A 24,480-nucleotide genomic window follows, 5' to 3' on the forward strand; every position below is an offset into this window, starting at 1 on the left:
TACACTGTTTCACCGGTATATGATCTTCTTTGTGCGGTGGGTTTCATACAAGTCTTCCTCGCTTGTTGGGTTTGTATACTTCAAGCTTATGGGTGTCTTGTCTCACCGCACTTTACTTTTTCATCATAGGGACAACCTACACAGGTCTTATATTTGATGAGTCCCACCTATTTAGAGAAAAGTCGTTAATGTGAACCGCTTTAATCCGTGGTCAAAAAAACACTCGTTGCCAGAGGTTCCGGTTGTGCCTCTCTGGCAATTAGTTTGGGGACCGGCTCGTTTAACGGCTGAAACCGTTGTCTGGCAGGATGATCTCATTGCACTTCTGGCTCCCTCCCAGCCTGTCTTTAGTCCTTCTCAGCGCTTTGTACTGGTGGGGGATGTGTGGCTACCAGCCCGCACAGAATTGTTGCAAAAATTAGAATTCATACCCGTGGATAGTCACCAGAGTGACCTGGATCTGGTGGCTCACCTGTGGGAATGCTATGGCACTGAAACCTGGGCAATGCTGGAGGGCGCGTTTGCGCTGGCAGTCTGGGATCGAGAGCAGCAGGTGCTCTGGCTGGGGCGCGATCGCGCCGGTATCCAGACGCTCTACTACACAACAGAGGGAGCCACTCGTTGGGTGGCTCCCCAATTACATCCCCTGGCTGCCCGCTGTTCCCATAATCTGGATCTGGTGGCTTTGCGGGACTACCTCTGCTGCGCCTTTGTGCCGGGAAGTCGTACCCTCTGGCAACCCATTCGGGAAGTGCGACCAGGTACCAGCGTCAACCTGACCGAGGGCACCGTCCATTCCTACTGGCGGTTACAGGAGCAGATGGGGGATTTTGCCCAACCCCTGGCATGGCATGGCGATCGCCTCCGCTCTCTGCTAGAGCAAGTGATTCAGGCATACCTGCCTGCCGGGGATCCGGTGGGTGTTTTTCTGTCTGGCGGGTTAGACTCCAGTTGCGTGACAGCCCTGGCGGCAAAATTTCATGACGCTCCGGTTCACACCTATTCCATCCACTTTGGTAGCCAATTTCCAAATGAACTGGAGTTTTCCGGCGCGGTTGCCGCTCATTGTCAGACGCACCACTCAATCCTGGAGATTTCTTTGCAGGATATGTGGAACCATTTACCTGAAACGATGGCATCCCTGGATGATCCGATTGGCGATCCGCTGACGGTACCCAACCTGCTGTTGGGGCGGTTGGCTCAGAAATCGGTCAAGGTGGTGCTCAATGGGGAAGGTGGCGACCCTTGTTTCGGTGGACCCAAAAATCAGCCGATGCTGATTAACTCGCTGTACGGGATGGTTAATCAGCAGGACTCGCTCCAGGCTTACCTGATTTCCTTCCAAAAATGCGCGGCTGATTTACCCCACCTCTTGAAGCCAGAAATCTGGTCCAGGGTAAAGTCAGAGCCGTATCCGTTCTCCCCAGACCTGGACTCCGGCGATCGCTACCTGAATCGCCTGATGGCACTGAACATCAAGTTCAAGGGAGCCGACCACATTCTGACCAAAGTTAATAACCTGACCCGTGCTGCTGGGGTTGAAGGCAGATCGCCCCTATTCGATCCACGAGTGGTTGACCTGAGTATGCAGATCCCACCAGAGTACAAATTATCGGGTGTGCAGGAAAAAGCGGTACTGAAACAAGCCGTGGCTGACTTGCTACCAGAAACGATAATTCACCGCCCTAAAAGCGGCATGATGGTACCCGTTCAAATTGGTTTCCGGGACCACTGGAATCGACAGGCGCGGGAACTATTGTTGAGTCGCAGGGCAGCGATCGCCCCTTATCTGAACCAATCCCTCATCCGCGACTGGCTCAACTACCAGGGCGATACCTGGAACCGCTATGGGGTCAAACTCTGGCTCCTGGTTAGCCTGGAACTGTGGCTGGAAATGCATGGATTTTAACTGACTTAATCCGATCTCGGCGATATCCTGTGCAATGGGTGGGCGATCGCGTCGTTAAAATAAAGTATTCCTTCGCTGCTCTGCCATGACTTTCACCAACCTCCCGGCAGAAGACTTCCACCTCCCTCCCTGCGACCTCTGGAGTGATGAACCCCCCTTGGAAAGTGATCTTCACCGCGACCAGATTGAGCTACTACTGGCTTGCTTAAAGTGGTTATGGCGCGATCGAGACAACTTTTACGCCAGTGGCAATCTGACCATCTACTACAGTGAAGACAAAATCACTACACGGGACTTCCGTGGACCTGATTTCTTTGTGGTTCTGGGAGTTCCCAACCACCCCCGTCGCAGTTGGATGGTTTGGGTTGAGGACGGCAAGTACCCGAATGTGATCATTGAACTGCTCTCGAACAGTACAGCCAGTGTGGATCGAGGACTCAAGAAGCAGTTATATGAAGAGACGTTTCGCACCCCTGAATACTTTTGGTTTCATCCAGAAACCCTGGAGTTTGAGGGATATAGGCTGATTGGTGGCAAGTACCGCCCAATTAAACCCACTGCCCAGGGTTGGCTCTGGAGCCAGCAGTTGGAGTTGTTTCTGGGAGTGCAGGAATCCAGACTGAGATTTTTCACTTCAGATGGGCAACGAGTGCCCAGCCCCATAGAACTTGCGGAACTGGCAGAACTACAGGTAGAACAGGAACGCCAGCGGCGAGAACTGGCAGAGCAAGAACTGGCAAAACTGCGATCGCGCTTGCAAGAATTGGGCATTGACCCTGAGGATTCCTAGTGTTCCGCCAGGAAAATCTAATTTGACAAACCAGCAGGACTAAAGCGTGCTATAGCGTTTTTGAATCCAGTGAGGTACATGGATAGCCGCAAAACCCTTGAGTCAAATAGATGAGATGTACCTCACCCAGAAAGAAACGCTATATGTCACCTGTGAACTACAACTGGTGTGCCCACCTTTGCCCAGTTAAATAACCAGCGGGCATGGTTGACCGCCACATTGATACAACCATGACTGACCGGCGTGCCAAAACGATGATGCCAGTAAGCCCCATGAATGGCGTAGTTGCCAGAGTAGTACATGGTGTAGGGCACATCGGAAATGTCATAGTCGGCTCCCTGCATCCGGGCGTAGCGGTGTCGGGTTTGAATCACAAAGGACCCTGTAGGCGTTGGTGTGGATGCTTTGCCCGTAGAAATAATCACAGCATAAACTGGACGTTCCCCTTCCCAGGCAATTAACCGCTGCCGTGGTAAGTCAATCTGAATCCAGCGCTGATTGGACTGCTGCAAATTCTGGATTGCCTGAGCCAGTTTGCTCGGTTGGGCAGTCAGGTGAGAGGTCTGGGGTGTCGCAGGGGTGGGTAAAATGACAACCGATGTCAGTAAAATTGCTAATCCCAAGCAGATATTCCGGGCAGTTAGCCGGTTTCGTTTTGTCAGTGGTTCCATGCGTCTCCTCACTCTCCCTACTTAACGTTAAAGCGGGAAAAGCCTGTTGCCTAGAAAACTTCAAAATTCTCTAACAACAGCCCCGTAACCATTCCATCGATCGAGACTTCAACCCTACCGCTTCAGTCCTGGTCCCTAACGACCCAGGCGCTGCTCGATCAGCATCGCTGCCCGCTGAGTAATGAAATCCCAATTCCCCTGGCTGACGGCGGATGGAGGAAACAGGTCACCGGATAGCCCAACGGCGATCGCCCCGGCATCTAAAAAAGAGCGGGCATTTTCCACCGTCACCCCCCCGGTTGGAATCAGCGGAATCTGCCCCAGCGGTCCCTGCAAACTACGAATATAGGAAGCTCCTCCCATTGCCTGAACTGGAAAGACTTTGACGCTACTTGCCCCTGCCTGCCACGCCTGCACAATTTCAGTCGGCGATAATGCCCCCGGCACAATTGGCACATCCTGACTAAGCGCCAACTCGATCAACCCCTGGTCTACATGGGGCGTAAAAAGAAACTGCGCTCCGGCAGAGATCGCCCCTTTCACCTGTTCCTGGTTCAGTAAAGTCCCTGCCCCAATCCAGCAATCGGGTAAATTGCTGCGAAGTTGACTAATTAAATCGGCAGGGCGATCGCTATTCCAGGTAATTTCAATCAACCGGATGCCCCCTGCGGCTACCGCCTGCGCCATCTGTTGTCCGGTCCCAAATTGGTCACAGCGAATGACCGCAATCACCCGAAACTGTTGAATAACGGTTAACCAAAACTCAGTGCCCATATTGAATAAACAGGATAGAAATCTTCTGCCACGCTGCGATCTCCCATTGCAGCCAGAGATTACTATCATCTCTACAATCGCGGTAATGATCGGATCTTCTTTGAGGATGAATAACCGCTAACGCAAGCCCTCCAGGGTTTGAACTGTGGGGTTTAGACCTCCGAGGTTTCCAAAAACCTCGGAGGTCTGGGGGCGGTCGCGGTGCCAGGTAACGAATGGCTGGAAGGACGGAAAATCGTGTAAGAACAGCAGTATTACAAATCTTCAAAGACGTCTAGGACTGCGATATGTTACAGTTCACAAGTCTCTCTGCGCGAGAAGAGACCGCCCAACAGCCCCCAGGTCAACTCCTCCCCAAGGGAAAACCCCACAGGAAACTCCCCAGGGGAAGATAAATTGAGGTTGAAAGTGAGGTCATAGTAGTTGTTCAACCAAGCGCCGTCCTTGCGCCAGCCGACGCGATCGCAAAATTGCTCCCACTGGTCATTGTATTCCATTGGGCTGCCGCAGTCCTGCCAGATTCGCTTCTGGACGCTGAAACCCCATTTGCCATTGCTGTACTTGACCCAAAGTTGATCCAGGGTTCGCAGATCCTCACAGGGAAAGGTTTTCAGGTCTTTGGCATCGAACCATTGCCCTTCTTCCTTACCGACCGCAGGGTTGGTGATCATCAGCCGGTAGGTTTCGTAGTCTGCCTCTTTCCACTGCCCGTTTTTCAGGTATTCCTCCAGCTTTGCATAGCGGGAGGTTTGCAGGGTTTGTTCTGCCTCTTGCAAGGCTTGCAATTCTTCCAACTCCTGCTTCAGGTCATCGTCAATCCGCCTGCGCGTTTCCTGCCAGCAGGCATAGGCAAGATCGGTCGCCTTCCCCTTAATCGCTGCCCGAATCAAACTGCTGGGTTTCTTGGTCAATGCGGCATAGAGCAGGATAGTCTGCTTCCACCAGTCTTCACCCAGGTGGTCGTACAGCAGTTCTTCCTGGGGCAGTCGCGCCACTTCCTTTGCCGCCAGATATTCTTGAAAACTTAAGTGGGAAAACTCAAATTCCTCTGGTTCCCGTTGCACCAGTAATTCGCTAATCTGCTCTACCTGCATGAGGAATTCGCTGGCAGCAATGGACTCTTCCTGGACTTGCAAATAGTGGGTCAGCCATTCCAGCAGGGTTTTCTGGTCAATCCGTTCTTCCTTACGCTGCATCATCTCCAGTGCCAACATTTGCAAAATAGTCTGGGCATCACAATCCACCAGGGAAGTTTCCAACTTGCGGGCACCGGGGCGGTCTTGCAACTGCAACACACACATTTCCTGGTACAGTTCTACCCGTCGTTTGGGTAAGGCGGCACTGGGGTAGCGACGATGGAACTGGGCAATCATGTTCAGCAGTAGTGGATTTCGGGTTAAGTCCGCTAGCTCCTGCCGTTGCTCAATCTGGGTCAGCAAATCGATGGCGGCTTCGCTGGCAATTTTTTGCACGTAGGGACTATCTGTTTTGCCGTGGTGATAGTACTCCTGGCACCAGTACCATTTATGGACGAAGTCCTTTCGCTGCTGGAGATTGAAGTTTCGCACCCAGAGCAGGGTATGGAAGTCGAGTCGATCTGCCGCAGGTTGTTCGGTATAAGCTTTGGGGCGGGAAGTGAGGATAAAGATTGATTGGGGATAAGCTCGCATTTGTTGGTTTAACCAACGGGCAATCAGGGGACGTTGGGATCGGGGCACCTCATCAAAGCCGTCCAGCATGACTAAGGCTTTACCCTGCTTGAGGATCGTTTGTGCCCAATCGGTTGGCAGTCGCAGACCTTCTGCACCGGGTAAATCGGGAATATGATGATGTGTCATTAAATCAGCCAGGTTAGGGGGATTTTTCTGGGTCAGTAAGTCCCGGTGCTTACGCAACAGCAGCAAGACTGGAATGAACCGGCGGACGCTGGCGGGTTGCTGGTTTTTGCCCAGAGTATAGGCAATGTGCCGTAGCAGGGTGGTTTTGCCATAGCCGCCCCAGGCTAAAATCGCAATTTGTCGGTAGATACCATCTTGTTTTTCGTAGGTTAGTAAATTCCAGATATCAATGTGGGTGAAAATCTGCCGTGCCAGTTGGGCAATATCCATCTTTTCCGCCAAAGCGGAAAACCCTGGCAAGCAAGCGCTCCGGTCAAGTTCCAGGGGGACAAAGACCTGCTCCAGCATGGGGGTGAAAATGCCGCTGATCTTTGCTAACCCCTCGGTGTTGCATCGCTCGCACTCTGCGGTCTGACAGGTGAAATAGCGGTCTTCGGCAGACGTGAGCTTGGCGAACACTTGTTCAGTGTTCCGCTCGATCACCTGGTCAAGGGCTTTCCCGGTATTTTCCAAACGTTTCTGGGTGCCTTCATGTATGGGCTTGAGCAACTTTGCCCCCCAGGAAAGCCCCACTCCAATGGCGACAGATGCCAGGGCTTTAGGGATGTCACTCTCTCTTAAAAGAAACCAGAATGCCCCCACTCCCCCAGCCGTAATTCCTCCCGGTCGGAGTAGTGCCACGACAAGATCAGCAATTTGCTCGTTAATGGGTAGTTTTTCTGATGGCTTTTTGCCAGGTTCTGGGGGTTGGGGCATTGGGTGGGAAAGGGTTTTTACCCAATTTTGGCTCATCAACCTGAAGATCCCCGGCTTCTTAATAGAAATTGGTCAAGAAAATTTACTCCTCCACTCCTCCACTCATCTGAGAGAGTGCGTTTTTCATCACTTTCAGCGTTTGCAGGCTGCAATCTGAACCGCCGCTAATCACTCCTCCGGCAGCAAGGACTTGCTGGAGATAGGCGATCGCCTCTGCTGTCACCATTTCTCCTGGCATCAGGACTGGGATTCCCGGCGGATAGGGACAGATGAGTTCGGCACTGATGCGACCAATAGCTTGGGTGATGGGAACGGTGTCTGTGCTGGCGAAGAAGGCTTGGCGGGGAGGGAGTGTGGGGAGTGGGGAGTGGGGAGTGGGGAGTGGGGAGTGGGGAGTGGGGAGTGGGGAGTGGGGAGTGGGATGGGGGGTGGCTGTATTGGGTCTGGTTTTGGCAGGGGATGGAAGGGATTGGAGGGCGAGTACCAGACGGTGAATGTCTGCTTCCTGATTGCCGGGAGTGATGATGAAGGTCAGGTGCTGGAGGGATGGCAGTTCGCAGGTAACACCAAACTGGTTGTGCAGGATTTCATCAGCGGTAAAACCATCCATGCCCAGACCAGACACCGTAACCGTCAGGCGGGTGGGGTCAAGGGCGATGAAACCGGGGGTTTGTGCCTGTTCGGGGGAGAGGAGGGAGAGTTTTGGAATCTGGCTAATCTCGACTCTGGCTTTGTCTGCCAGGGTGAGGGCTTGTTCCAATAAAACGGTTCCCTGGGTTGCCATCTGGTGGCGAGCGGCATCCAGAGATGCCAGCAGCAGGTAGTTGGGACTGGTGGATTGGACGAGGGCAAGGGAGCGGGTGAGGAGATCGCGATCAATGCGATCGCCCTGGACGTGCAGCATGGCAGCCTGGGTCAGGGCAGCTAGGGTTTTGTGAATCGACTGCACACTCAGGTCTGCCCCGGCTGCCATGGCGGGGGTGGGCAATGCCGGGTGGAAGGCAAAGTGAGAACCGTGCGCCTCATCCACTAATAAAGGGATCTGCTGGTGATGGCAGAGTTGGGCGATCGCAGCCACATTGCCACAGGCACCATAGTAGGTGGGATACACCATCAGTACCGCTTTGGCATCGGGATGGGCGATGAGTGCCTCTGCCACAGCCGCCGGTGTCATGCTGTGGGCAATATCGAGTTGGGGGTCATACTCTGGCTGAATAAACACGGGGATTGCCCCCGACAGGATCAAGCCTGAAATGGCAGACTGATGCACATTCCGGGGCAGGATAATCTTTTCATTCGGTTGGCAGGTTGCCAAAATTGCCGCCAGGATGCCACAGGTCGAACCATTCGTCAGAAACCAGGTTTGTTCTGCCCCAAAAGCCGCCGCCGCCAGTTCCTGTGCCTGATGAATTACGCCCTGGGGGGCAAATAAATTATCCAGATCCGGTAGCTCTGGCAGGTCTGCCTGAAGAGCTTGAACCCCCACTAATGCTCGAAAAGACTCAGGAATTCCGGCTCCACGTTTGTGACCCGGTGTGTAAAAGGGAGCATCCAGGCGATCGGCACAGGCTTGCAGGGTTTCCAGTAGGGGAAATTGATTTTGGTCGAGCGATTGACAGTTCACTAGAGTCCTCCTCTACTCCACCCATCCCCTCCTCCCCTCGTTATTTCTGCCAGCCTCCACCAGGAGTTGGGCTGGTAGTTCGATACAGGGCGTGGAGGGTAGAGCCATTGGTGGGATATTCGGCGATCGCCACCGCAAAAGTTACCTGAAATCGTTCCCCATCTGGGGCAGAAAACACCTGACGGCGGAGGGTGGATTGCAGATCGGCAAGGCGATCGGTTGCCTCTGGTTGCTTCAGTCCAGGTAACCCAATGACAAATTCTCCGTTGCCCCAGTAGCCAGTCACTTCAGGGGTAGGGAAAGCTGACTGGAGGATCTGCCCCCACCGCTGCAAAACCTGATTACCCGTTTCGTGGCCGTGCTGGAAGTTGATCGATCGCAGTTCCAGCATCGTTAAAACGACCAGACAGAAGGACTGCTGGCTGGTTGCTGACTCTTGCAGTAACCGTTCCAGTTCACGGCTGGACTGGGGTTGGTTTGCTAATCCAGTGAGGGGATCTCGGTTGGAAAGGGTTTGGAGTAATCGGTTGCGTTCCAACCGATTCGTGATCCGGGTCAACAGTTCGGGACCGACGACGGGCTTAGTGATGAAGTCATCGGCACCAGCCGCAAACACCTGTTGAATGGTGTGAGTATCGGTGTGGGCGGTCAGAAACAGGATGGGAATGCCCTGCCAGATGGGATCTGTGCGCACAGTCTGACAGAGTTCAATCCCACTCACATTTGGCATGGCGACATCCAGAATCACCAGATCGGGAGCCACCGATCGCAGCCGCTCCCAAAAGTGTAACGGATCATTCAGTCCTGTCATCCGGATGCCCCACGGTTCCAGAAGCAAGCGCATCCCTGCCAGAAAGATCGGATCATCATCGACCACCAACACATTGATGGGTTGAGTCGGCGATCGCAGTTGATCAGGATTCGCCTCAAGTGGCACGACTGGAGCCGATGCTAACAGCCGCCCTGGTTCCAGATCGCCTAAATCCAGTAGCCTGGTCATTTCCCGAACCAGTTCCAGCAAGCGTTTCTCCGGCTCTGGCAAAGATGCCTCCCCAGTCAGGATTGCTTCTATCTGCCGTGCCAGTCGTGTCCCATCTTCCTTCTCAAACATGCCCAGAACTCCCGCCAGCTTATGAGCCGCCTTCGCCCCCTCCTGACGTACCGCCTCTGGCAATTCCCCCTGTTTCAGGGCGATCGCGGCATTCTGCAACGCCTCCAACCGTTGCGCCATCAGACCCCGGTACTGCTGCCAGAGATCGCCCATTGCCTGGTTGAACTGTTGCTCGGTGGAGGAGGAAGAAGGAGAGGAGGAGAGAGGGAGAGAAGAAGATTTTGTTTGCTCCTCTGCCCCCCTGCCCCCCTGCTCCTCTGCCCCCTGCTCCTCTACCCTCTGCCCAATCCCCTCCTTCAACCGATACCCAATGCCATAAACATTCTCGATCCAGTCAGCGGCTCCAACCGCTTTGAGTTTTTGCCGCAGTCCTTTGACGTGGGCTTTGACGCTTTCTTCCAGGGGTGGGTCGTCAAAAGTCCACAGGTGTTGCACAATCTGTCCCCGGCTAAACACCCGTGAGGGATGGCGCAGAAACAGTTCCAGCAGGGAGTATTCCTTGGGGGTCAGGTTCAATGGCTGATCACCATAGCTGACCTGAATGGTGGCAGGGTCAAGCCGCAAGTCGCCGATTTGCAGCACAGGCGAACTGGGAACGCTGCCCCGCCGCAACAGTGCCCGCACCCGTGCCTGAAGCTCTGCCAGATCGAGGGGCTTGATCAGGTAGTCATCGGCTCCGGCATCCAGTCCCCGGATGCGATCGTGGGTGGCATCGCGGGCGGTAATCAACAGGATGGGAGTGATACAGCCCTCAGATCGCAACCGCTGACACAGGGAAATGCCATCCAGCCCAGGAAGCCCAACATCCATCAAAATCAGGTCATACTCTGCACTTTGGGCATAGTCCCACCCACTGCGCCCATCTTCGACGGTATCGACGACATAGTGCTGACTGGTCAGGGTTTGCCGCAAAGCGTCGATCAAGATTTCGTCATCTTCTATCAGCAAAATTCTCACAGGGACATCACCTGAAACTGAACGCTGCTGTCTACGCAATCTATAGGGTGAATTCTATCGTTTGTAGAGCACGGATGCGATCGCTTACAGTCATTTCCGTTTGTGTATGCCACACCGATCCATTGGTTCGCGTTCATTTAAAGGCATCGCCTGGGTGGCACTCGGCTGCAAACCGCTGTAATTTGACCTTGGGATTTTTATCCTTCTCCACTTCTTCTCGATCGCTCCCTACTCTAAAAATCATCAAGCACAGAAATCGAATAGCAGGTACTAGGCAACAGGCTATCCCCATTTAGCTGACAACAAAGCCGACACCTCCTCTGCCCCAAGGTGATTTAGATATGGCAATTTCCTTTGAACTCATTCACCCCTCTGGACTGATCTCATTACGGAGCTGGACTTTTGAAAAGGAGTCTGTGATCCGAATTGGGCGCGAACGCGATAATCACATCGTGCTTCATAGCAAAGTTGTTTCCCGTTTTCATGCAATGCTGTGGGGCTTTGGTAATGAATGGAAAATTGTCAACCTGAGCTGTAACGGCACTTATGTGGATAATGCGCCCGTCACCCATGCCCTGTTGACCGATGGTGCCGTTATTCGGCTGGCTCCTTCGGGTCCCAGAATCCGATTTCGGATTTTGAACAACCGCCTAACTCGTCCCGCAATTCAAGATCTGGGCACGATGAAATCCCTGGCTGATGACAGGCGCGAGAGCAACCCATCCAGCCTAAAACCCATGATTTCCCCAACTGAACCCGGTGGAACATTGGTTCTGGAAACCGATTGGGAAGTCAATAAACCAGGACTGTCCCCAGCCAAATTTACCCCAGCAGAATTTTCCAGTACGTCCCAGCTTCGGCGTTAAGCATCAAATTAACCACCCCCCTACCTGTAAGGAGACCAGATAATGATTCAACTGTTAGAACGGATTGAGTTAAAAGATTACCGGGCGATCGCGACCAAACTTGCTAAAGACTTTGCGGCAACTGCGATTGAGCGGGATCTGAAAGCAGGAGTTCCTGAAGAAGAAGTCCGCAAATTCAAAGAATCTGGGCTGCTATCGCTGATTATCCCAAAACAGTATGGTGGCATTGGTGCAAGCTGGCTTGAAGCAGGCAAAATCGTGCAGGAGCTTTCTAAGGCAGACGGCTCGATTGGGCAACTTTACTGCAACCATCTGGCACTGGTGATTATCGGGCAGGTCGTGGGCACGGCTGCTCAAGCCGAATTCTTTTACCGAACCAGTGTCCAAAACAATCTGTTCTGGGGCAACGCCATTAACACCCGCGACACCCGCCTCAAAATTGAACCCGTCGGTGATCACTTCCGGGTCAATGGGGTCAAAGCCTTTGGCACCGGGACAGCGGTTGCCGATATGCGGGTCTTCTCTGCGATGCAAGATGGAATGGACATGCCCGTTTTCTTTGTCATTCCCAAACAACGGGAAGGGGTGATCTACAACCACGATTGGGAAAACATGGGACAGCGGCGCACTGCCAGCGGTAGCTTTACCTTCAACCATGTGATTGTGTACCGGGATGAACTTGTCGGACCGTCCCCCTTTCCTGAAAGTTTCTTTCTGGCAATGCCCAGTGTAATTGCCCAACTTGGCAAGACCTATGTCTACCTGGGAATTGCAGAAGGCGCTCTGGAATCTGCCAGAGAATACATTCGGACCGTTGCCCGCCCCTGGATGACCGCTGGGGTCGATCGCGCCTCCCAGGATCCCTACATCCTGCGCCAGTACGGCGAACTGTGGGGGGAACTGCAAGCGGCGATCGCCCTGGCAGACCGGGCAGCCGAAACTGTGCAGGAGGCATGGGAAAAAGGGTTTGGGTTAACGGCGGAAGAACGAGGTGAAGCGGCGATCGCGGTTGCAACTGCAAAGGCCATTGCCATTAAAGCCGGGACGAACATCACCAACCGGATGTTTGAAGTGATGGGTGCCCGTGCCACCGCTAGCCGCTATGGTTTCGACCGTTACTGGCGCGACCTGCGCACCTTCTCCCTGCACGACCCGGTCGATTACAAACTCAAGAGCATTGGACAGTGGGCACTGAATGGGGAAGCCCCCATGCCCAGCCAGTATTCCTGATCCTTAACAAGGTTTATACCAAATTGATTTGCGATCGCGACAGATAGAGATCCCCCTGCCTCCGGCATCCCCCTTGCTCAGGGGGATGCCGGAGGGATCGGATCGGGTAGTAATCTGTAACTGCAACAGTTTCAATCGGTATTAGCTTCCCACTTTCAGAACCCCAGTTTCTTTCAAGAAGCCGGGGTTCTAAACCTGAATCAATGTTGAGAGTGATCGTTTTGCCCTCTCCCTTTTCTGGAATGCCGAAGGCTTTAAACCCTCTCCTAAATAGTGGCTTGGCTGATAACAGAACGAGCCGCTAAAGACAATCCCAGTCTGGAAAAGCCAGTAAACAGCAGACTAAGACCCACCAGCAAGCCAATCGCAAACGAACCATTGAGGGGCCAGTTAAACCAGATAAGCCCCCCTAAAACAAGCGTAGCAAGCCCGTTTATCAGGGAATATAACCACCCGCGCTGAGGGCGCAACTGGAAGGACAGAATAATTTCAAAGACCCCTTCTACCAACAGAAAAATCCCCAACGCTAAGGTTAGAGTCAGAATGCCTTGCAATGGATTGATCAGCAAGAAGAGTCCAGTGACCACGTAAAGAATGCTGAGCAGAAGTTTCCAGAGAAAGCCCCCTTCATCTCGTGTTTGAAAGGCATAAATAAGTTTGCTAAAACCTGCAAACAGAATCAACCAGGAGATCCAAATTTCAGCCGTCAAGGTACTGAATACAGGAAAAGCGATCGCCCCAATCCCCAACAGAATGATTGATACACTGATTGCGATCGACCAATTCAGCCCTTTTTTAATATCCTTAATGTCATTTTTGACTGCGTTAGCAGAATTTGCATCCATGACCGACATCTCCATTGACAACAGTTGACGCAGAAAAATAGTAGCGAGCCACTTGGCTACGCCGGTAAGTGTATTTCCCTGCTCAAGCCTCGGCATCCTCCTACCGAACAGTCTCCAAGATCAGGTATGGGTGTCGGATGTTATAGCGTTTTTGCTTCTATCAAGGTACAGGCAAGGGGCTACCCTTATATCAAGTTGAACCGGGAACCAAAACCGTTAACCCGTTGGGAATACATTCCACTTCGATCGGAGTTGTGCCAATAATTTCACCATCAACAACAACTTTTTGCGGCGGTTCAGTGATCACTTTGATCCGCCTTGCTCGACCGTGAACCACATTTTGCTGTTGGATTCCACCAGTTTTAACTAAAGCACTACCCAGCATCTTTAACATCGTAGTCACTGCCTGAAGTTTGGTTTCGGCAGTGGCGATGGTAACATCCAACAGACCATCATCCATCACAACTTCGCCCGCACCCTGAGCTAGGACGGAAGTAGGGGGAGCCGCATTAGCAATGGTAATCGCATTTGCCTGGATGCTATATTTTTCTCCTTCGGCATCAATGGTGGCATCAAATAAAACTCCCTCATTGAGCATTTCCCAGCCCGCCATCAGATATGCCATTGCGCCCCATCGATCTTTAAGCTCACGACTGGCTCGCTCAATCGTTTCCGCTTCGTAACCAATACCAGCGAGTAGGATCATGGGCATACCATTACAACGAGCGGCATCTACCGTGCGCGTTTTCCCCGCCAGAATGACCTGACAGGCGTTCCGGATCGGCAGCAATTGCGGAATGCCGAGCGCAACTGAAAAGGCGTTAGCGGTGCCTCTGGGGATGACACCAAGAGGAATGCCAGTGCTGATCAGTTCTCCGGCAACGGAGGAAATGGTGCCATCTCCGCCGGAGGCAAGGACCATATCTACACCCATTGCGATCGCTTCACGGGTTAGTTGGGCAGAATCCGTATCCAGCGTGGTTTCGCACACTTTTAGGTCGAGATGGGGGTCCAGTAACTGCCTGATCAGGTCAACTTCCTGTTCAGCATTGCCCTGCCCCGCAACTGGGTTAAAGATGAGGTGAGCGACCAGCGCTTTAGCAAGGCGGGTGGCGATCGCCTTTGCGGTTGCCAGATTAGTTGCCAGAGGAACATTATGAACGTTGCAAATTCGTAAAAGAGCCTGAACATCGGGTTCGTGGGGTTGGGCGTAGAGCGGATCAACCAGGAAAATAACGGCAGTGACCTTGCCCTCAGCGACCTCAGCCGCAATCTGGGCACTGCCTCCTTCGGGTCCCGATAGCTTCTGTTCAACCGTCAACTGGGTGCTGTCTTGAATACGCTGTCCAGTGTTTCCAGTGGCAATCAGACGATAGCGTGCCAATACCGGGGCATGTTGTGAAGCGAACTGCACAATTTCGTCTTTTTTGGCATCGTGGGCAATCAGAGCAATGGTCGTGGGCATGGGGGTGGGGTCAGGTGGTAGGGGGTGATAAGTGGTGACAGGTGGTGGAGAGAAAGCCGTCTAACAACTAAAAATTAACAACCAAAAAACTAATCTCTCTCACCAGCCGATTTGAGTAGGGGCGATCGGCTCTATATCTGGATCGTAACCGCCAACCTGGTTTGTGCGTAGTATCCAGACGATCGCTCTCTGTTTAAGAAATTGTTTGGCGATCGCTTCACTGGCAAGGCGGGGTAGTAATGTTCGCCAACTAATTAATCCCCGTAACAGTCCTTCAAAAAAGTTCTCTTCGGGACTGATTCCCAGCACATGTTTATTCTCTAACCAGTCAGCACGGGCAGTTCCCAGAGGCAGCAATTTTCGCCGGATACCTTTCGATAACTGCACCAGTTGAGCATACCGTTCTGCTTCACCGGGGTCGTCCTGCATCCATTCTCGAAGCTGGGAATTAGTCTTAAACGAATCATATAACCCTTTGAGCGCCCCATAGAGTGCCTGGTTAGAGTCCTGCACACAATTGTTTGCCGGTCCAACGTAGGTCCCTCCGGTGCCATCTCCCGTTCGGTAGCGAGCAACCATTTCTTCCAGTTGCTCCAGCAGCGCATCCAGAACCGATCGCTGAACCCCGTTGATATTGAAGTCATCGGTAAAAGCTCCCAGCCTGATCAGGATATCAGCCGCAGGGCGAGAACCCATCCAACCAAACTGGCGATCGCCCATAAAGCGATTCCAAGCTACTTTCCCAGATACGATGCCGTCTACATTATGCGTGTAAACCTGGTAGTAGGTGATATCAAACATTAGCTCATCTGCCAGCGGTTCCCGCACCACCTGTGCTACCCCATAGGCAAAATGCCCCAAAAAGACTGGACCTTTTGCCGGAGGTTCCCGCTTTTTACCGCCAATGCCACCATAAAGGTGCATTAACAGAGCGCAAGTTCCCTCTTTCCACTGCTCCAGTACCATTTGCAGGTCAGCCTCCTCCGCACTCAGTAACACCGACTTGGTGTGTCCTTTTTGCCCCTTCACCTGCCACATTTGTCGCTTTAAGTGGTTCCAGGTTGCCGAGCTGCCTACTACAAACTCATCCGGTTGCAGCCGCAGCAAAGCACGGGGAGCCAGGGACTGCACCACGAACACACCGGCTCTGTCCTTTGCCCCATAGATATACCAGCCCCACTCGTTCGACGGTGATTTTTCTATATTCTGATTACTAGATGGAAAAATACCGTTTACATCCGCAACGACCTGGGGAATGCAAACAATCTCCTTAACCCCGTCAAACTGACGAGAGGCAAGATTGAAGTGAACCACATGGAAATAGGTTTTGGCTGGCTGGATCGGATGAGAAGCTTTGCCTCCCTCTCTTCCCCTATTGTCCAGTTCCTCCGCGCACGCATCTCCTACAGGTGCCAAAATCTTCACCAGCGCATAGTACCGCCCTGTAATTTGAATCGGTTCAGAGGCGATCGTCAAAACGCCAGCACCTTGGATTCCAGCCCGGAACTCTTCCCCCTCTGCCCCTCCGCTCCTCTGCCCCTCGGCTCCCCTACCTCCCTGCTCCACGACTGGCTCTTCCAGCATCACAATCACATCATCCAGCGGATGCGCACCCGCCAAAGACTCCAACGGATCAACCTGTTGCCAGTGGTTGAGCCGAAATGGATGGACGCACCCCTGTTGCTGGCTGTACACAGCTTCTTGACTGAAATGCACATTCTTTTTCACAGAACGCAGGTAACTCTGTAAGTGAGGCGACTGGCTCCAGCGCAAGGTCACCACCTGTCCAACCAGGTGTTTATAGTCCGGGGGCGCATGGTGAACTTCAAACAGGACACCTCGAAGCCGCTGGCGTTGGTTTTGTGCTGGTAGAATGAGCCGTCCCATCCAGGGAGCGATCGCCCGATACAGCGCGGGGTCAACCGATTGATTTAGAGGATAGTAATCAGGTTGGTTAAAGTCTGCTTGAATGTAGCGATCGTAATTTCCGGCTTCTGCCCAATTAATTCTCTGAGTCAGAGGAGAAACTCCTTGAATAATACCGGCAACCATTTCTACCGTTTGCTGTAAGTGGGTTTGCCCATTCGGCAGATAAGTCTCTGTGCCATAGGGACCCTGTGCCCCATTATGACCCACCCCTTCCAGGGAAATAAAGCTGATTTTGCCGCGCCGTTTTGCCCGATTCCAGTAAGACAGGGGAAAGAGCTTCCATCGTTTCGGAAACAGAACTGGACCTTCTTTTTCAACCAAGTCTTTTTCACCAACAATGTAATACAGATGCTCTAAAAGCAATACATTATGGTTACCGCTAATCACCCCTGACAAAGAGACGACTTCAATTGGTGCGTTCACCGCCCGCTTCAAGTAAGGAGCAGACCCCACCGCCATCTGCGCCCCACCGCTGTAGCCCAACAGGGTAATAGGGGTGTGACTGTCAGGCTGATAGCCATAATTCACGAGGCTGTTGTAGATGACCTGTGCTGTCCCTTGATTGTATATCGGTCCATAGCGTTGATCTGCTGAAACACTAATAATCAGAATGTTGCGAATATTGATTGTTGCCCCAATCAATAAACCTAAAATGCCTCCAGAGGCAGTCATTTGGAAGCGATCGGCTACCCGCCAGAACCAGGACATAAACCGATTTTGGGTCAGAGGACGATTCAGTACCGAGTAAGGCATGATGCCTTTGATCAGCACAATGTCATCCGGCAGGGCGATCGCCAGTTCCTCTAAAAACTGCTCTACTTCAGGCAAATACTTGTACTGTGCTTGAGAGATGCCATCCAGATAAATGACATAGCGAGACACTTCCCCATCCGTGGGAAAAGGCTCTGCCAGTGTGCCCGCATTTAAAGCCGTATCAATCTCATCCCCATACCAGCCAGCCCACCAGCCCAATGCTTCCAGAGGAGCCAGTAATGCCGCAAAGGTCACTCCCACAAAACCAATCCATGCCAGCTCAAGCGTCAACTCCCAGGTAGCATCAAGGGCAATAGAGGTACTCCTCCAAAACAACACTCGCGCTTGGGCAAGCATCAAAACACAGAGGTAGGCAAGGACTGTAATACCCACAAATTTAACGACTCTTTGATGCTGCATAGATTAAGAAGGGAAGGGGTGAGGAGAAAGGAACCATTGCCCATACCCCATTCTCTATAAACTTCAAAACTCTCAACTCAAAACTCTCAACTCAAAACCCTTCCCCATCAATTAATTATTTCTTCTCCCTTGCTCAAGGCTATCTTCCATTTTTTCTTCCAGGTCCTTTAAATCAGTCACCAGATTAACCCCAGCAGCGGTATTTGAAAGCCAGCGCCCAATTTTTGTAATCGGTCGTCCAACGGTTCGCTGAATAATTTGCAAGGCTGCCCAGCCCAGGGCACCCGCCCAAAAAGCTTGCCAGATTGTAACCCCCATGACGGCTTTCATGCCAGCCAGGTAGGATAGAAAACTCCATACGGGGAGGAGGATGGAAATGGGTGTTCCCAGGTAAGGAAGGGCAACAAAAATACTGAAGGTTTGGGGGGCGTAGGCTAACGCGACCGTTCGGATGACCGCGATCGCAGAATCTTCTTGCCCCAGGATAAATTCCGTTACTAGCCAGGTGCTGACACTCCAGAACCAGACACCGATCGCAAACAAGACTGTTCCCAGCACCAGGCTGAGGGCAAACCGCAATGGCTTGACCTGGTTCGCAAACAGAATGATGCCCTGACCAACGGCTTGAGAAAATCCGGCAAGCAGCACAACGGCAATGGCAGCCACATCACCCAGCGGCAAGGTCTGAATCTGCTGAAAAGCCTCTGGTTGGAGGGCGATCGCCCCCCTCAGCAATTCCCAAAATCGATCAAGCGCAGTCTCCATCAGTGGTTAGGTAGTTGGTGATTAGTTTTCATTATCCAAATTCAACAATCTTTGTACTACCCCTGGCAATCATCGGGTAGCCATAGGTAGGTGGACAGGGGAATACGTCCTTGCGGGTCAAACTGAATGCCTTCTGCTTCCAATAGCGATCGCTGCAAGTAGTCTGAGCCATAGCGCACGGGGGATTCTGAAATCTGCCCTTTGGCGTTGATCACCCGATGCCAGGGAATTTCTGAATCCGGTGCCACCCGGTACAGAGCATAGCCCACCAAACGTGCCCGCCTGGGTAAGCCTGCCAGTTCTGCCACCAACCCATAGGTAGCGACTTTGCCATAGGGAATCTGACAGACAACGGCGTAAATGCGATCGTAGTTAGACATGAATCAAAGGAACAAGGGCAGAACCATACCCATTCTCTATACCCTATACCCCCCTAGCCGCCGCCAAAAAATAGCCACCCGTTCCTGCCACTGTTGCCAATAGTGGGTGATGGCTTCCTGATCGAACCAGAAGATTTCGGCGGGCTGATCGGGGATAGCGATCGCTAGCAGGGCATGTTCCAAATTCACGTCATGGTCGCGGTAGCAATCGTTGACGGCTCCCCAGTAAGCGGCCACTTGCAGAGGATAATCGTTGAGACAGTCTAGGGAATATTTAGGGCGATCGGCAGTCTTCCATTCGCAGAGGCAAGGAGTCCCCTGGTAACTGGCAACACAGTCTGCTTTTCCGGCGTAGCCCAGGTCATAGTGAAATACGGTGCCTTCCACTAATCGCACTTCATCAACCGCTTGCAAAACAGGTTGGATGCTCTCCCAGTAAGGACGAAGTCCGTCGGGACAGACAATCACTTCCCCTTGCAGATAGCGCTCAACCTGTTTGTGGGTGCCCGTTCCCCGGCGGCTGGCGGTGGTGCTAATGCGGGTGGCTTCTTCCATCCCAACCCGCTGCTGCCAGCGTGCTAGAGCTTGCCGCTGTTCCTGGGAACGGGTCGCATTCAGAATCGTGCTGACGCTGGGTAAGTGGTAGCCGCGATCGTCCACATAGTACTGCCGTCCATTTTGCCGAACTTGCTTGGCACGGTGGCTAGGAAGCCGGAGCAGGTCAGAGGTCATGAACAAACCTGGGGCAAGTGAATGGGATAGATATTTTACCTTACACGATATGACTGACCCTTCCTAACCATTGACTCCTGGCTCCTCACCTGTCTCATCGATCGCAATAGACTGCAATCAATACTGTTGTCTGCGAAGTGTGTATCCGTGGGACATTTTTTTGAGCGATCGCCTGTGTACTATTGAACAATGGCATTTTTGCCCAGGTTGGTTTCCCCTTGTATTCTTGCAACAGGTGTCTAAAAGCATGACCGCAGTTTCTCCGACCCCCACAAGCATTCCGGCATTTTGTGAAGGGATTCAATATTTCAGTGACTCCCTTCCCGGCTTTGAGACCTATGGCAAAGCCCCCGTGATTGGCGCAGGAAAGACCGCGATCGCAGACCCAACCGACTCCTCAGCCGCTTACCAAACCTTCCTCTATGCGGATGCTCTGCGTTACCTGATTTTGCAAATGACGGCGAGTAAGGCATCGGGTCATCCCGGTGGGTTTGCCAGTCAGGCAGAGGTCTATGCTGCCCTGGTCATGCTGGGCTACAAAAATATTCTGACGGAAGTTGGACACCATGCCCCTGGGTTTTACTGCGCCATGTTTCTGGATCGATCGCTGGAAGACATGGGGATTGAAACCGTGCAGCAACTCCGCGATCGCTTTCGTGAACGGCACGGCTTACTGGGGCATCTCTCTGGTCAAATTCCCGGTTTGCTGGCTCCGGCGGGTCCATTAGGGCAGGGACAACACTTTGCTATGGCAGCCGCCCTGCTGCATCGGGGCACTCTTTTCCCCTTCACCATCGGCGATGGTGGGTTTGGTGAACCCTACGTCATGAGTGCTTTTGGGCACTTCCATACGGCTTACCCGGATGTGACCAATTTTCTGCCGGTCCTCGTCTGGAATGGCTACTCCCAGGAACATCACAGCATGGTGTCTACCCAGTCCAACGAACGCATGATGGCATACTGGCATGGACACGGGTTTCAGGAAGTGGTACTCATCGACGCGAAGGACTTCGACGACCAGGATCAGCCGGGAGATTACGTCGATAGCACCATCTTTTCTCTAGAACAGCGGATGGAATTTACCAAGGCAGTGCTGGTGGGGGTGGATGAGGCGGCTCGTTCGGCTTTGAATGGCAAACTGACTGTGCTAATTATCAAACAACTGAAGGGAGCAGGTGTCCATGCCAGGGGAGCAAAGTCCCACAACCTTTATGCTCAGCACACGCTGGATAATGCAGATATTGTGACGGCACTCAAGACGCGATCGCTGCCCCCATCGGCATGGGCGTTGGTGCGAACTAACTGCGATCGCGCGGCGGGTGGTCCTGCCAGCAAGGTAGCCGTCACCGAATCGGTTCTTCCCCTGCCCGATCTGGGAGAACTGCCCCTGGAAGAATTTTCGGTTGGGGGTGATCCAAAAGTGTCTACGACCACCATGGGCCGCCTGGTCGGCAAAGTGGGGCAAACGGATCCTACCTTTTTAGTCACGAATGCCGACGGTAATGAAGCCTCTGGGATTGCCAACATCAACCAGGCACTCAAGATCAATCACCCGACGGAAGATGCCCTTTACAACCAGAAACCCGGTGGGCAGGTCTACGAACCGCTGAGTGAAGATGCCTGCGCCGGACTCGCTGCCGGATTGGCACTCATGGGTTCCCGCACTCTCTGGTGTTCCTATGAATCCTTTGCCATCAATGGCTTACCCATTTGGCAGACCGTCACCCAGGCAATGGCAGAACTGCGCCGTACCACCCCTTCCACCATTACCCTGTTTACGGCGGGTGCCCTGGAGCAGGGGCGCAACGGTTGGACGCACCAGCGCCCGGAGATTGAGGCATACTTTGCTGCCATGATGCGGAATGGCAACGTCTTTCCCCTATTTCCCCCCGATGCCAATAGCATTCAGGTCTGCTATGAGTGGGCGTTGAAGACTCAAAATAAGGGAATTGTGATTACCGCGAGTAAGTCACCCCTACCCATCCACACCACGTTTGAGCAGACTCAGCAGGCATTACAGGATGGAGCGATCGTTCTGCAAGAGAGCCAGAGTACGGAAAGCAACGAAGCAAAGCGGGTTGTGTTTGCGGTCGTAGGCGACATGATTTTGAATCCTGTGTTGGAAGCAGCGACCCATTTGGAAGCAGAGGGTTTGTCGGTACGGGTGGTGGCAGTGGTTAGCCCCCGCCGCCTCTACCGTCCTTCGGATGTTGCCTGGGATACCTGTTCTGAACCTGATGGAGAGTTTCTCAGCAATACCGGATTTGAAGCGCTGTTTGGTGGCGATGTGCTGATTGGTGTAACTGGCGGAGCTAGTCTGATGTTAGAACCTGTGATGCTTCGTAGCCAAGCTAAACGCGATACCTTTGCCTGGAAACGGGGTGAGACAACCGCGAATCCCGGTGAGTTAATGGCGTTCAATGGGATTACGGCTGAAGCTCTGGCAAAACGGGCTTTGGAACTGGTGCATTAAACCTCACCCACTTAGAAACCCGTAGTTTTTCCATCCAGGTCGTGCCAGTGGCGCAGTAGTTCAGCAACGGGGGCAGCATGGGCGATCGCGCCGCGCGGCTGATGGGGGGGATGACCGTCGAACATTTCAGAGATGCTCCAGAAGCAGGCTTCCTGGCTGAAGTGGGTCAGCAGGGGCTGCCAGTCAATCGGTAGGGGTTTTGTCTCACCGTAAAACCGTTTCCAGGCGCGGATAAACGGACCCAGCAGCCAGCTCCAGACCGTTCCCTGGTGAGATGCCAGGTCGCGATCGCGGGGAGTTCCTTCACACTGTTGTCGATAGGCAATATCCGCTGGGTCAAGGGTGCGCAGTCCGTAGGGTGTCAGCAGGCGATCGCAGGCAACCTGCAAAATTTGATGTCCCTGCTCGGTCGTAAAGGCACAGTGGTTTAAGGAAAGCGCGATGACCGCATTCGGGCGAATGGTACTGTCCAAAAAATCATCAGGTGCAATCCGATCCAGCAGGTAGCCTGTCTGAGGCTGCCAGAATTTCTGGAGTGAGGCTTTCACTTCCTGTACCTGCTGAGTGTAGCGGCGAGCCTGACTCTTAAGGCGATCGCGATTCGGAGCAGCAGAGTTTTCACTCAAGCGGGTTGCCCACTGTTCTGCCCAGCACAGCGCCGAGTACCAGAGGGCATTAATCTCAATGGGTTTGCCATTGCGGGCAGTCACGGGTTGCCCATCTACCAGCGTATCCATCCAGGTGAGGGCAACGCGGCTACTGTCCCAGGTCAACAATCCATCGGAGGCATCCACGCGAATGCCATGCAGGGTTCCAGCCGTAAACGCCTTGTAAATTTGCTTCACAATCGTGTACTGCTCTACTAGAAAATCCCAATCCTGGGTAGCTTCCAGGTAAAGACCCAGCATTTCGAGCCACCAGAGAGAACAGTCAATGCTGTGAAAAACCGGATCTTCTCCCCCTTCAGGCAATTCATTCGGAATTAGCCCCTGACAGCAGAGCCGCCCCAGGCGAACCAGGATCTTACGTGCGAGGAGATAGCGCTTTGTGGTCAGGGCAAAACCGGGTAGACAGAGCAGGGTATCGCGGCTGCGATCGCCAAACCAGTGATACCCTGCCACCATGGAGGGCATGGTTGAAGCCATCTGGTAGGTAATAAACTGGTCACTCGCCCGCAGTAACCGCTCCCATATCTCTGCCCCGCTGCCCGTAACCTGGGGTAGATGCAAAAACTCCCGTTCCAACCGTCGCTGTTTTGCCAGAATCGCCTGATCAAACGTGTACCCATCCAACCCTGGTAGAGGCGTGACTGGTAAACCCACCCTGGCTTCCAATGTGATCGTGTCTCCCGGCTGCATCAAAATTGTCAGGTAGCCAGGACTATACAGGTCTTCCAGATAGTCCAGTCCTCGTTTTGCCTCTTGGGGATAGGAATAATTCCAGTACCACACCCCTTCTGGCTGGTAGTGCCCCTGACTCCAGCGCAACTGCCAGGGAACACCCGCGCTGCCCCCTTTGCCCCCCCGGAGCGCTTGCAAATATAGCTGATTCGCACCCACCACTTGGGAAAAGGTTAAATCCGGGTCTTGTTCTTGCAGGTAGTGGAAGTCGCGATCGCCAATCAAGGGTCGTAGGCGCAACACTCCAAGCTGGCTACCCGTGTACTGATACTGCACCAGTACCCGGTTGGTTGCCTGGGGCTGGGCTGGCAGGCGAACACTACTTCCCTCATGTAACAGACCGTAGGGCATTGCCAGCCTACGGCATACCTGCCAGTCGCCCTGTCCCCAAACCCAAGTGGGGACAGGATCGACACTAAACGTGCGCAGCAATTGATAGCCCCAGGGATCCAGTTTCCCGCCCTTCCAAAAGTTAGTACCCAGAGCAAAAATCTGCCCTTCCACTTCCACGCTGGCTTCCAGGTGGGAGAGCAACAGTGTCCGCCGACTCAAAGGCTCGATCGCCGCAATCAGCCAGCCATGATAACTGCGAGTACGAGCATCGCAAACTGTACCACTGGCGAAACTCCCTAACCCATTGGTCAGTAACCACTCCCGTGTATCCAGGTTATTCATAAATTATTGGCTAGGTGTCAGGTGTCGGGTACTTAGGTAGACTGCGGCGTAAGTTTGGCAACCCTTGTAAAGGTGTCAGGTGTCAGGTGTCGGGTGTCAGGTACTCCTGGGTATGGG

17 protein-coding genes are annotated in these 24,480 nt (G+C 53.1%); 5 read left to right on the forward strand and 12 right to left on the reverse strand.

What is annotated here, in order from left to right; all coding sequences use genetic code 11:
* Positions 1 to 244 precede the first annotated feature (244 nt).
* Complete coding sequence (locus AC1S52_RS29015; RefSeq protein ID WP_482032534.1) at positions 245 to 1,909, forward strand: asparagine synthetase B family protein; 1,665 nt, start codon at positions 245 to 247, stop codon at positions 1,907 to 1,909.
* Between the two features lie 85 nt (positions 1,910 to 1,994).
* Positions 1,995 to 2,699 carry a Uma2 family endonuclease gene (locus AC1S52_RS29020; protein ID WP_482032535.1) on the forward strand — a complete coding sequence of 235 codons (705 nt, stop codon included), beginning with the start codon at positions 1,995 to 1,997 and terminating at the stop codon, positions 2,697 to 2,699.
* A 146-nt stretch (positions 2,700 to 2,845) separates the two neighbouring features.
* Here AC1S52_RS29020 and AC1S52_RS29025 read toward each other — a convergent pair whose 3' ends face one another.
* From AC1S52_RS29025 to AC1S52_RS29045, 5 genes are all read right to left on the reverse strand, one after another.
* Entirely contained in the window at positions 2,846 to 3,370 is a 525-nt protein-coding gene (locus AC1S52_RS29025) for a L,D-transpeptidase (RefSeq protein ID WP_482032536.1), read from the reverse strand.
* 135 nt (positions 3,371 to 3,505) lie between these two features.
* Positions 3,506 to 4,144 carry a bifunctional 4-hydroxy-2-oxoglutarate aldolase/2-dehydro-3-deoxy-phosphogluconate aldolase gene (locus tag AC1S52_RS29030; RefSeq protein WP_482032537.1) on the reverse strand — a complete coding sequence of 213 codons (639 nt, stop codon included), beginning with the start codon at positions 4,142 to 4,144 and terminating at the stop codon, positions 3,506 to 3,508.
* Positions 4,145 to 4,434: 290 nt separating this feature from the next.
* Positions 4,435 to 6,738 (reverse strand): GUN4 domain-containing protein, encoded by a 2,304-nt coding sequence (locus tag AC1S52_RS29035; protein WP_482032538.1) that lies wholly within the window; start codon positions 6,736 to 6,738, stop codon positions 4,435 to 4,437.
* 82 nt (positions 6,739 to 6,820) lie between these two features.
* Positions 6,821 to 8,362, reverse strand: coding sequence for an aminotransferase class I/II-fold pyridoxal phosphate-dependent enzyme (locus tag AC1S52_RS29040; protein WP_482032539.1), 1,542 nt, complete (start codon positions 8,360 to 8,362; stop codon positions 6,821 to 6,823).
* Positions 8,363 to 8,402: 40 nt separating this feature from the next.
* Positions 8,403 to 10,430 (reverse strand): response regulator, encoded by a 2,028-nt coding sequence (locus AC1S52_RS29045; RefSeq protein ID WP_482032540.1) that lies wholly within the window; start codon positions 10,428 to 10,430, stop codon positions 8,403 to 8,405.
* 341 nt (positions 10,431 to 10,771) lie between these two features.
* On the opposite strand from AC1S52_RS29045, the gene AC1S52_RS29050 reads away from it, so the two are divergent.
* Together AC1S52_RS29050 and AC1S52_RS29055 are read left to right on the forward strand one after the other, a co-directional pair.
* Complete coding sequence (locus AC1S52_RS29050) at positions 10,772 to 11,296, forward strand: FHA domain-containing protein (RefSeq protein WP_482032541.1); 525 nt, start codon at positions 10,772 to 10,774, stop codon at positions 11,294 to 11,296.
* A gap of 42 nt (positions 11,297 to 11,338) precedes the next feature.
* The gene (locus AC1S52_RS29055) at positions 11,339 to 12,526 is read left to right on the forward strand and encodes an acyl-CoA dehydrogenase family protein (RefSeq protein ID WP_482032542.1); all 1,188 of its coding nucleotides are present in this window, start codon (positions 11,339 to 11,341) and stop codon (positions 12,524 to 12,526) included.
* A gap of 266 nt (positions 12,527 to 12,792) precedes the next feature.
* On the opposite strand, the gene AC1S52_RS29060 is transcribed toward AC1S52_RS29055, so the two are convergent.
* The 6 genes from AC1S52_RS29060 to AC1S52_RS29085 form a co-directional block, all read right to left on the reverse strand.
* A complete protein-coding gene (locus AC1S52_RS29060) occupies positions 12,793 to 13,467 on the reverse strand; it encodes an HdeD family acid-resistance protein (protein ID WP_482032543.1) in 675 nt (224 codons plus the stop codon).
* Positions 13,468 to 13,561: 94 nt separating this feature from the next.
* The gene (gene mgsA / locus AC1S52_RS29065; RefSeq protein ID WP_482032544.1) at positions 13,562 to 14,836 is read right to left on the reverse strand and encodes a methylglyoxal synthase; all 1,275 of its coding nucleotides are present in this window, start codon (positions 14,834 to 14,836) and stop codon (positions 13,562 to 13,564) included.
* A 99-nt stretch (positions 14,837 to 14,935) separates the two neighbouring features.
* Complete coding sequence (locus AC1S52_RS29070) at positions 14,936 to 17,938, reverse strand: CAAX protease (RefSeq protein ID WP_482032545.1); 3,003 nt, start codon at positions 17,936 to 17,938, stop codon at positions 14,936 to 14,938.
* Positions 17,939 to 18,049: 111 nt separating this feature from the next.
* A complete protein-coding gene (locus AC1S52_RS29075) occupies positions 18,050 to 18,703 on the reverse strand; it encodes a hypothetical protein (RefSeq protein ID WP_482032546.1) in 654 nt (217 codons plus the stop codon).
* Positions 18,704 to 18,759: 56 nt separating this feature from the next.
* Positions 18,760 to 19,083 carry an MGMT family protein gene (locus AC1S52_RS29080; protein ID WP_482032547.1) on the reverse strand — a complete coding sequence of 108 codons (324 nt, stop codon included), beginning with the start codon at positions 19,081 to 19,083 and terminating at the stop codon, positions 18,760 to 18,762.
* A 36-nt stretch (positions 19,084 to 19,119) separates the two neighbouring features.
* Positions 19,120 to 19,815, reverse strand: a complete 696-nt coding sequence (locus AC1S52_RS29085; RefSeq protein ID WP_482032548.1) for an exonuclease — start codon at positions 19,813 to 19,815, stop codon at positions 19,120 to 19,122.
* 247 nt (positions 19,816 to 20,062) lie between these two features.
* Here AC1S52_RS29085 and AC1S52_RS29090 point away from each other — a divergent pair, with 247 nt between their 5' ends.
* Entirely contained in the window at positions 20,063 to 22,288 is a 2,226-nt protein-coding gene (locus tag AC1S52_RS29090; protein ID WP_482032549.1) for a phosphoketolase family protein, read from the forward strand.
* An 11-nt stretch (positions 22,289 to 22,299) separates the two neighbouring features.
* On the opposite strand, the gene AC1S52_RS29095 is transcribed toward AC1S52_RS29090, so the two are convergent.
* Positions 22,300 to 24,363: an amylo-alpha-1,6-glucosidase gene (locus AC1S52_RS29095; RefSeq protein ID WP_482032550.1), complete on the reverse strand. Its 2,064-nt coding sequence runs from the start codon at positions 24,361 to 24,363 to the stop codon at positions 22,300 to 22,302.
* Between the last annotated feature and the right edge of the window lie 117 nt (positions 24,364 to 24,480).

This window comes from Kovacikia sp. CALU 1929 (assembly GCF_056784235.1).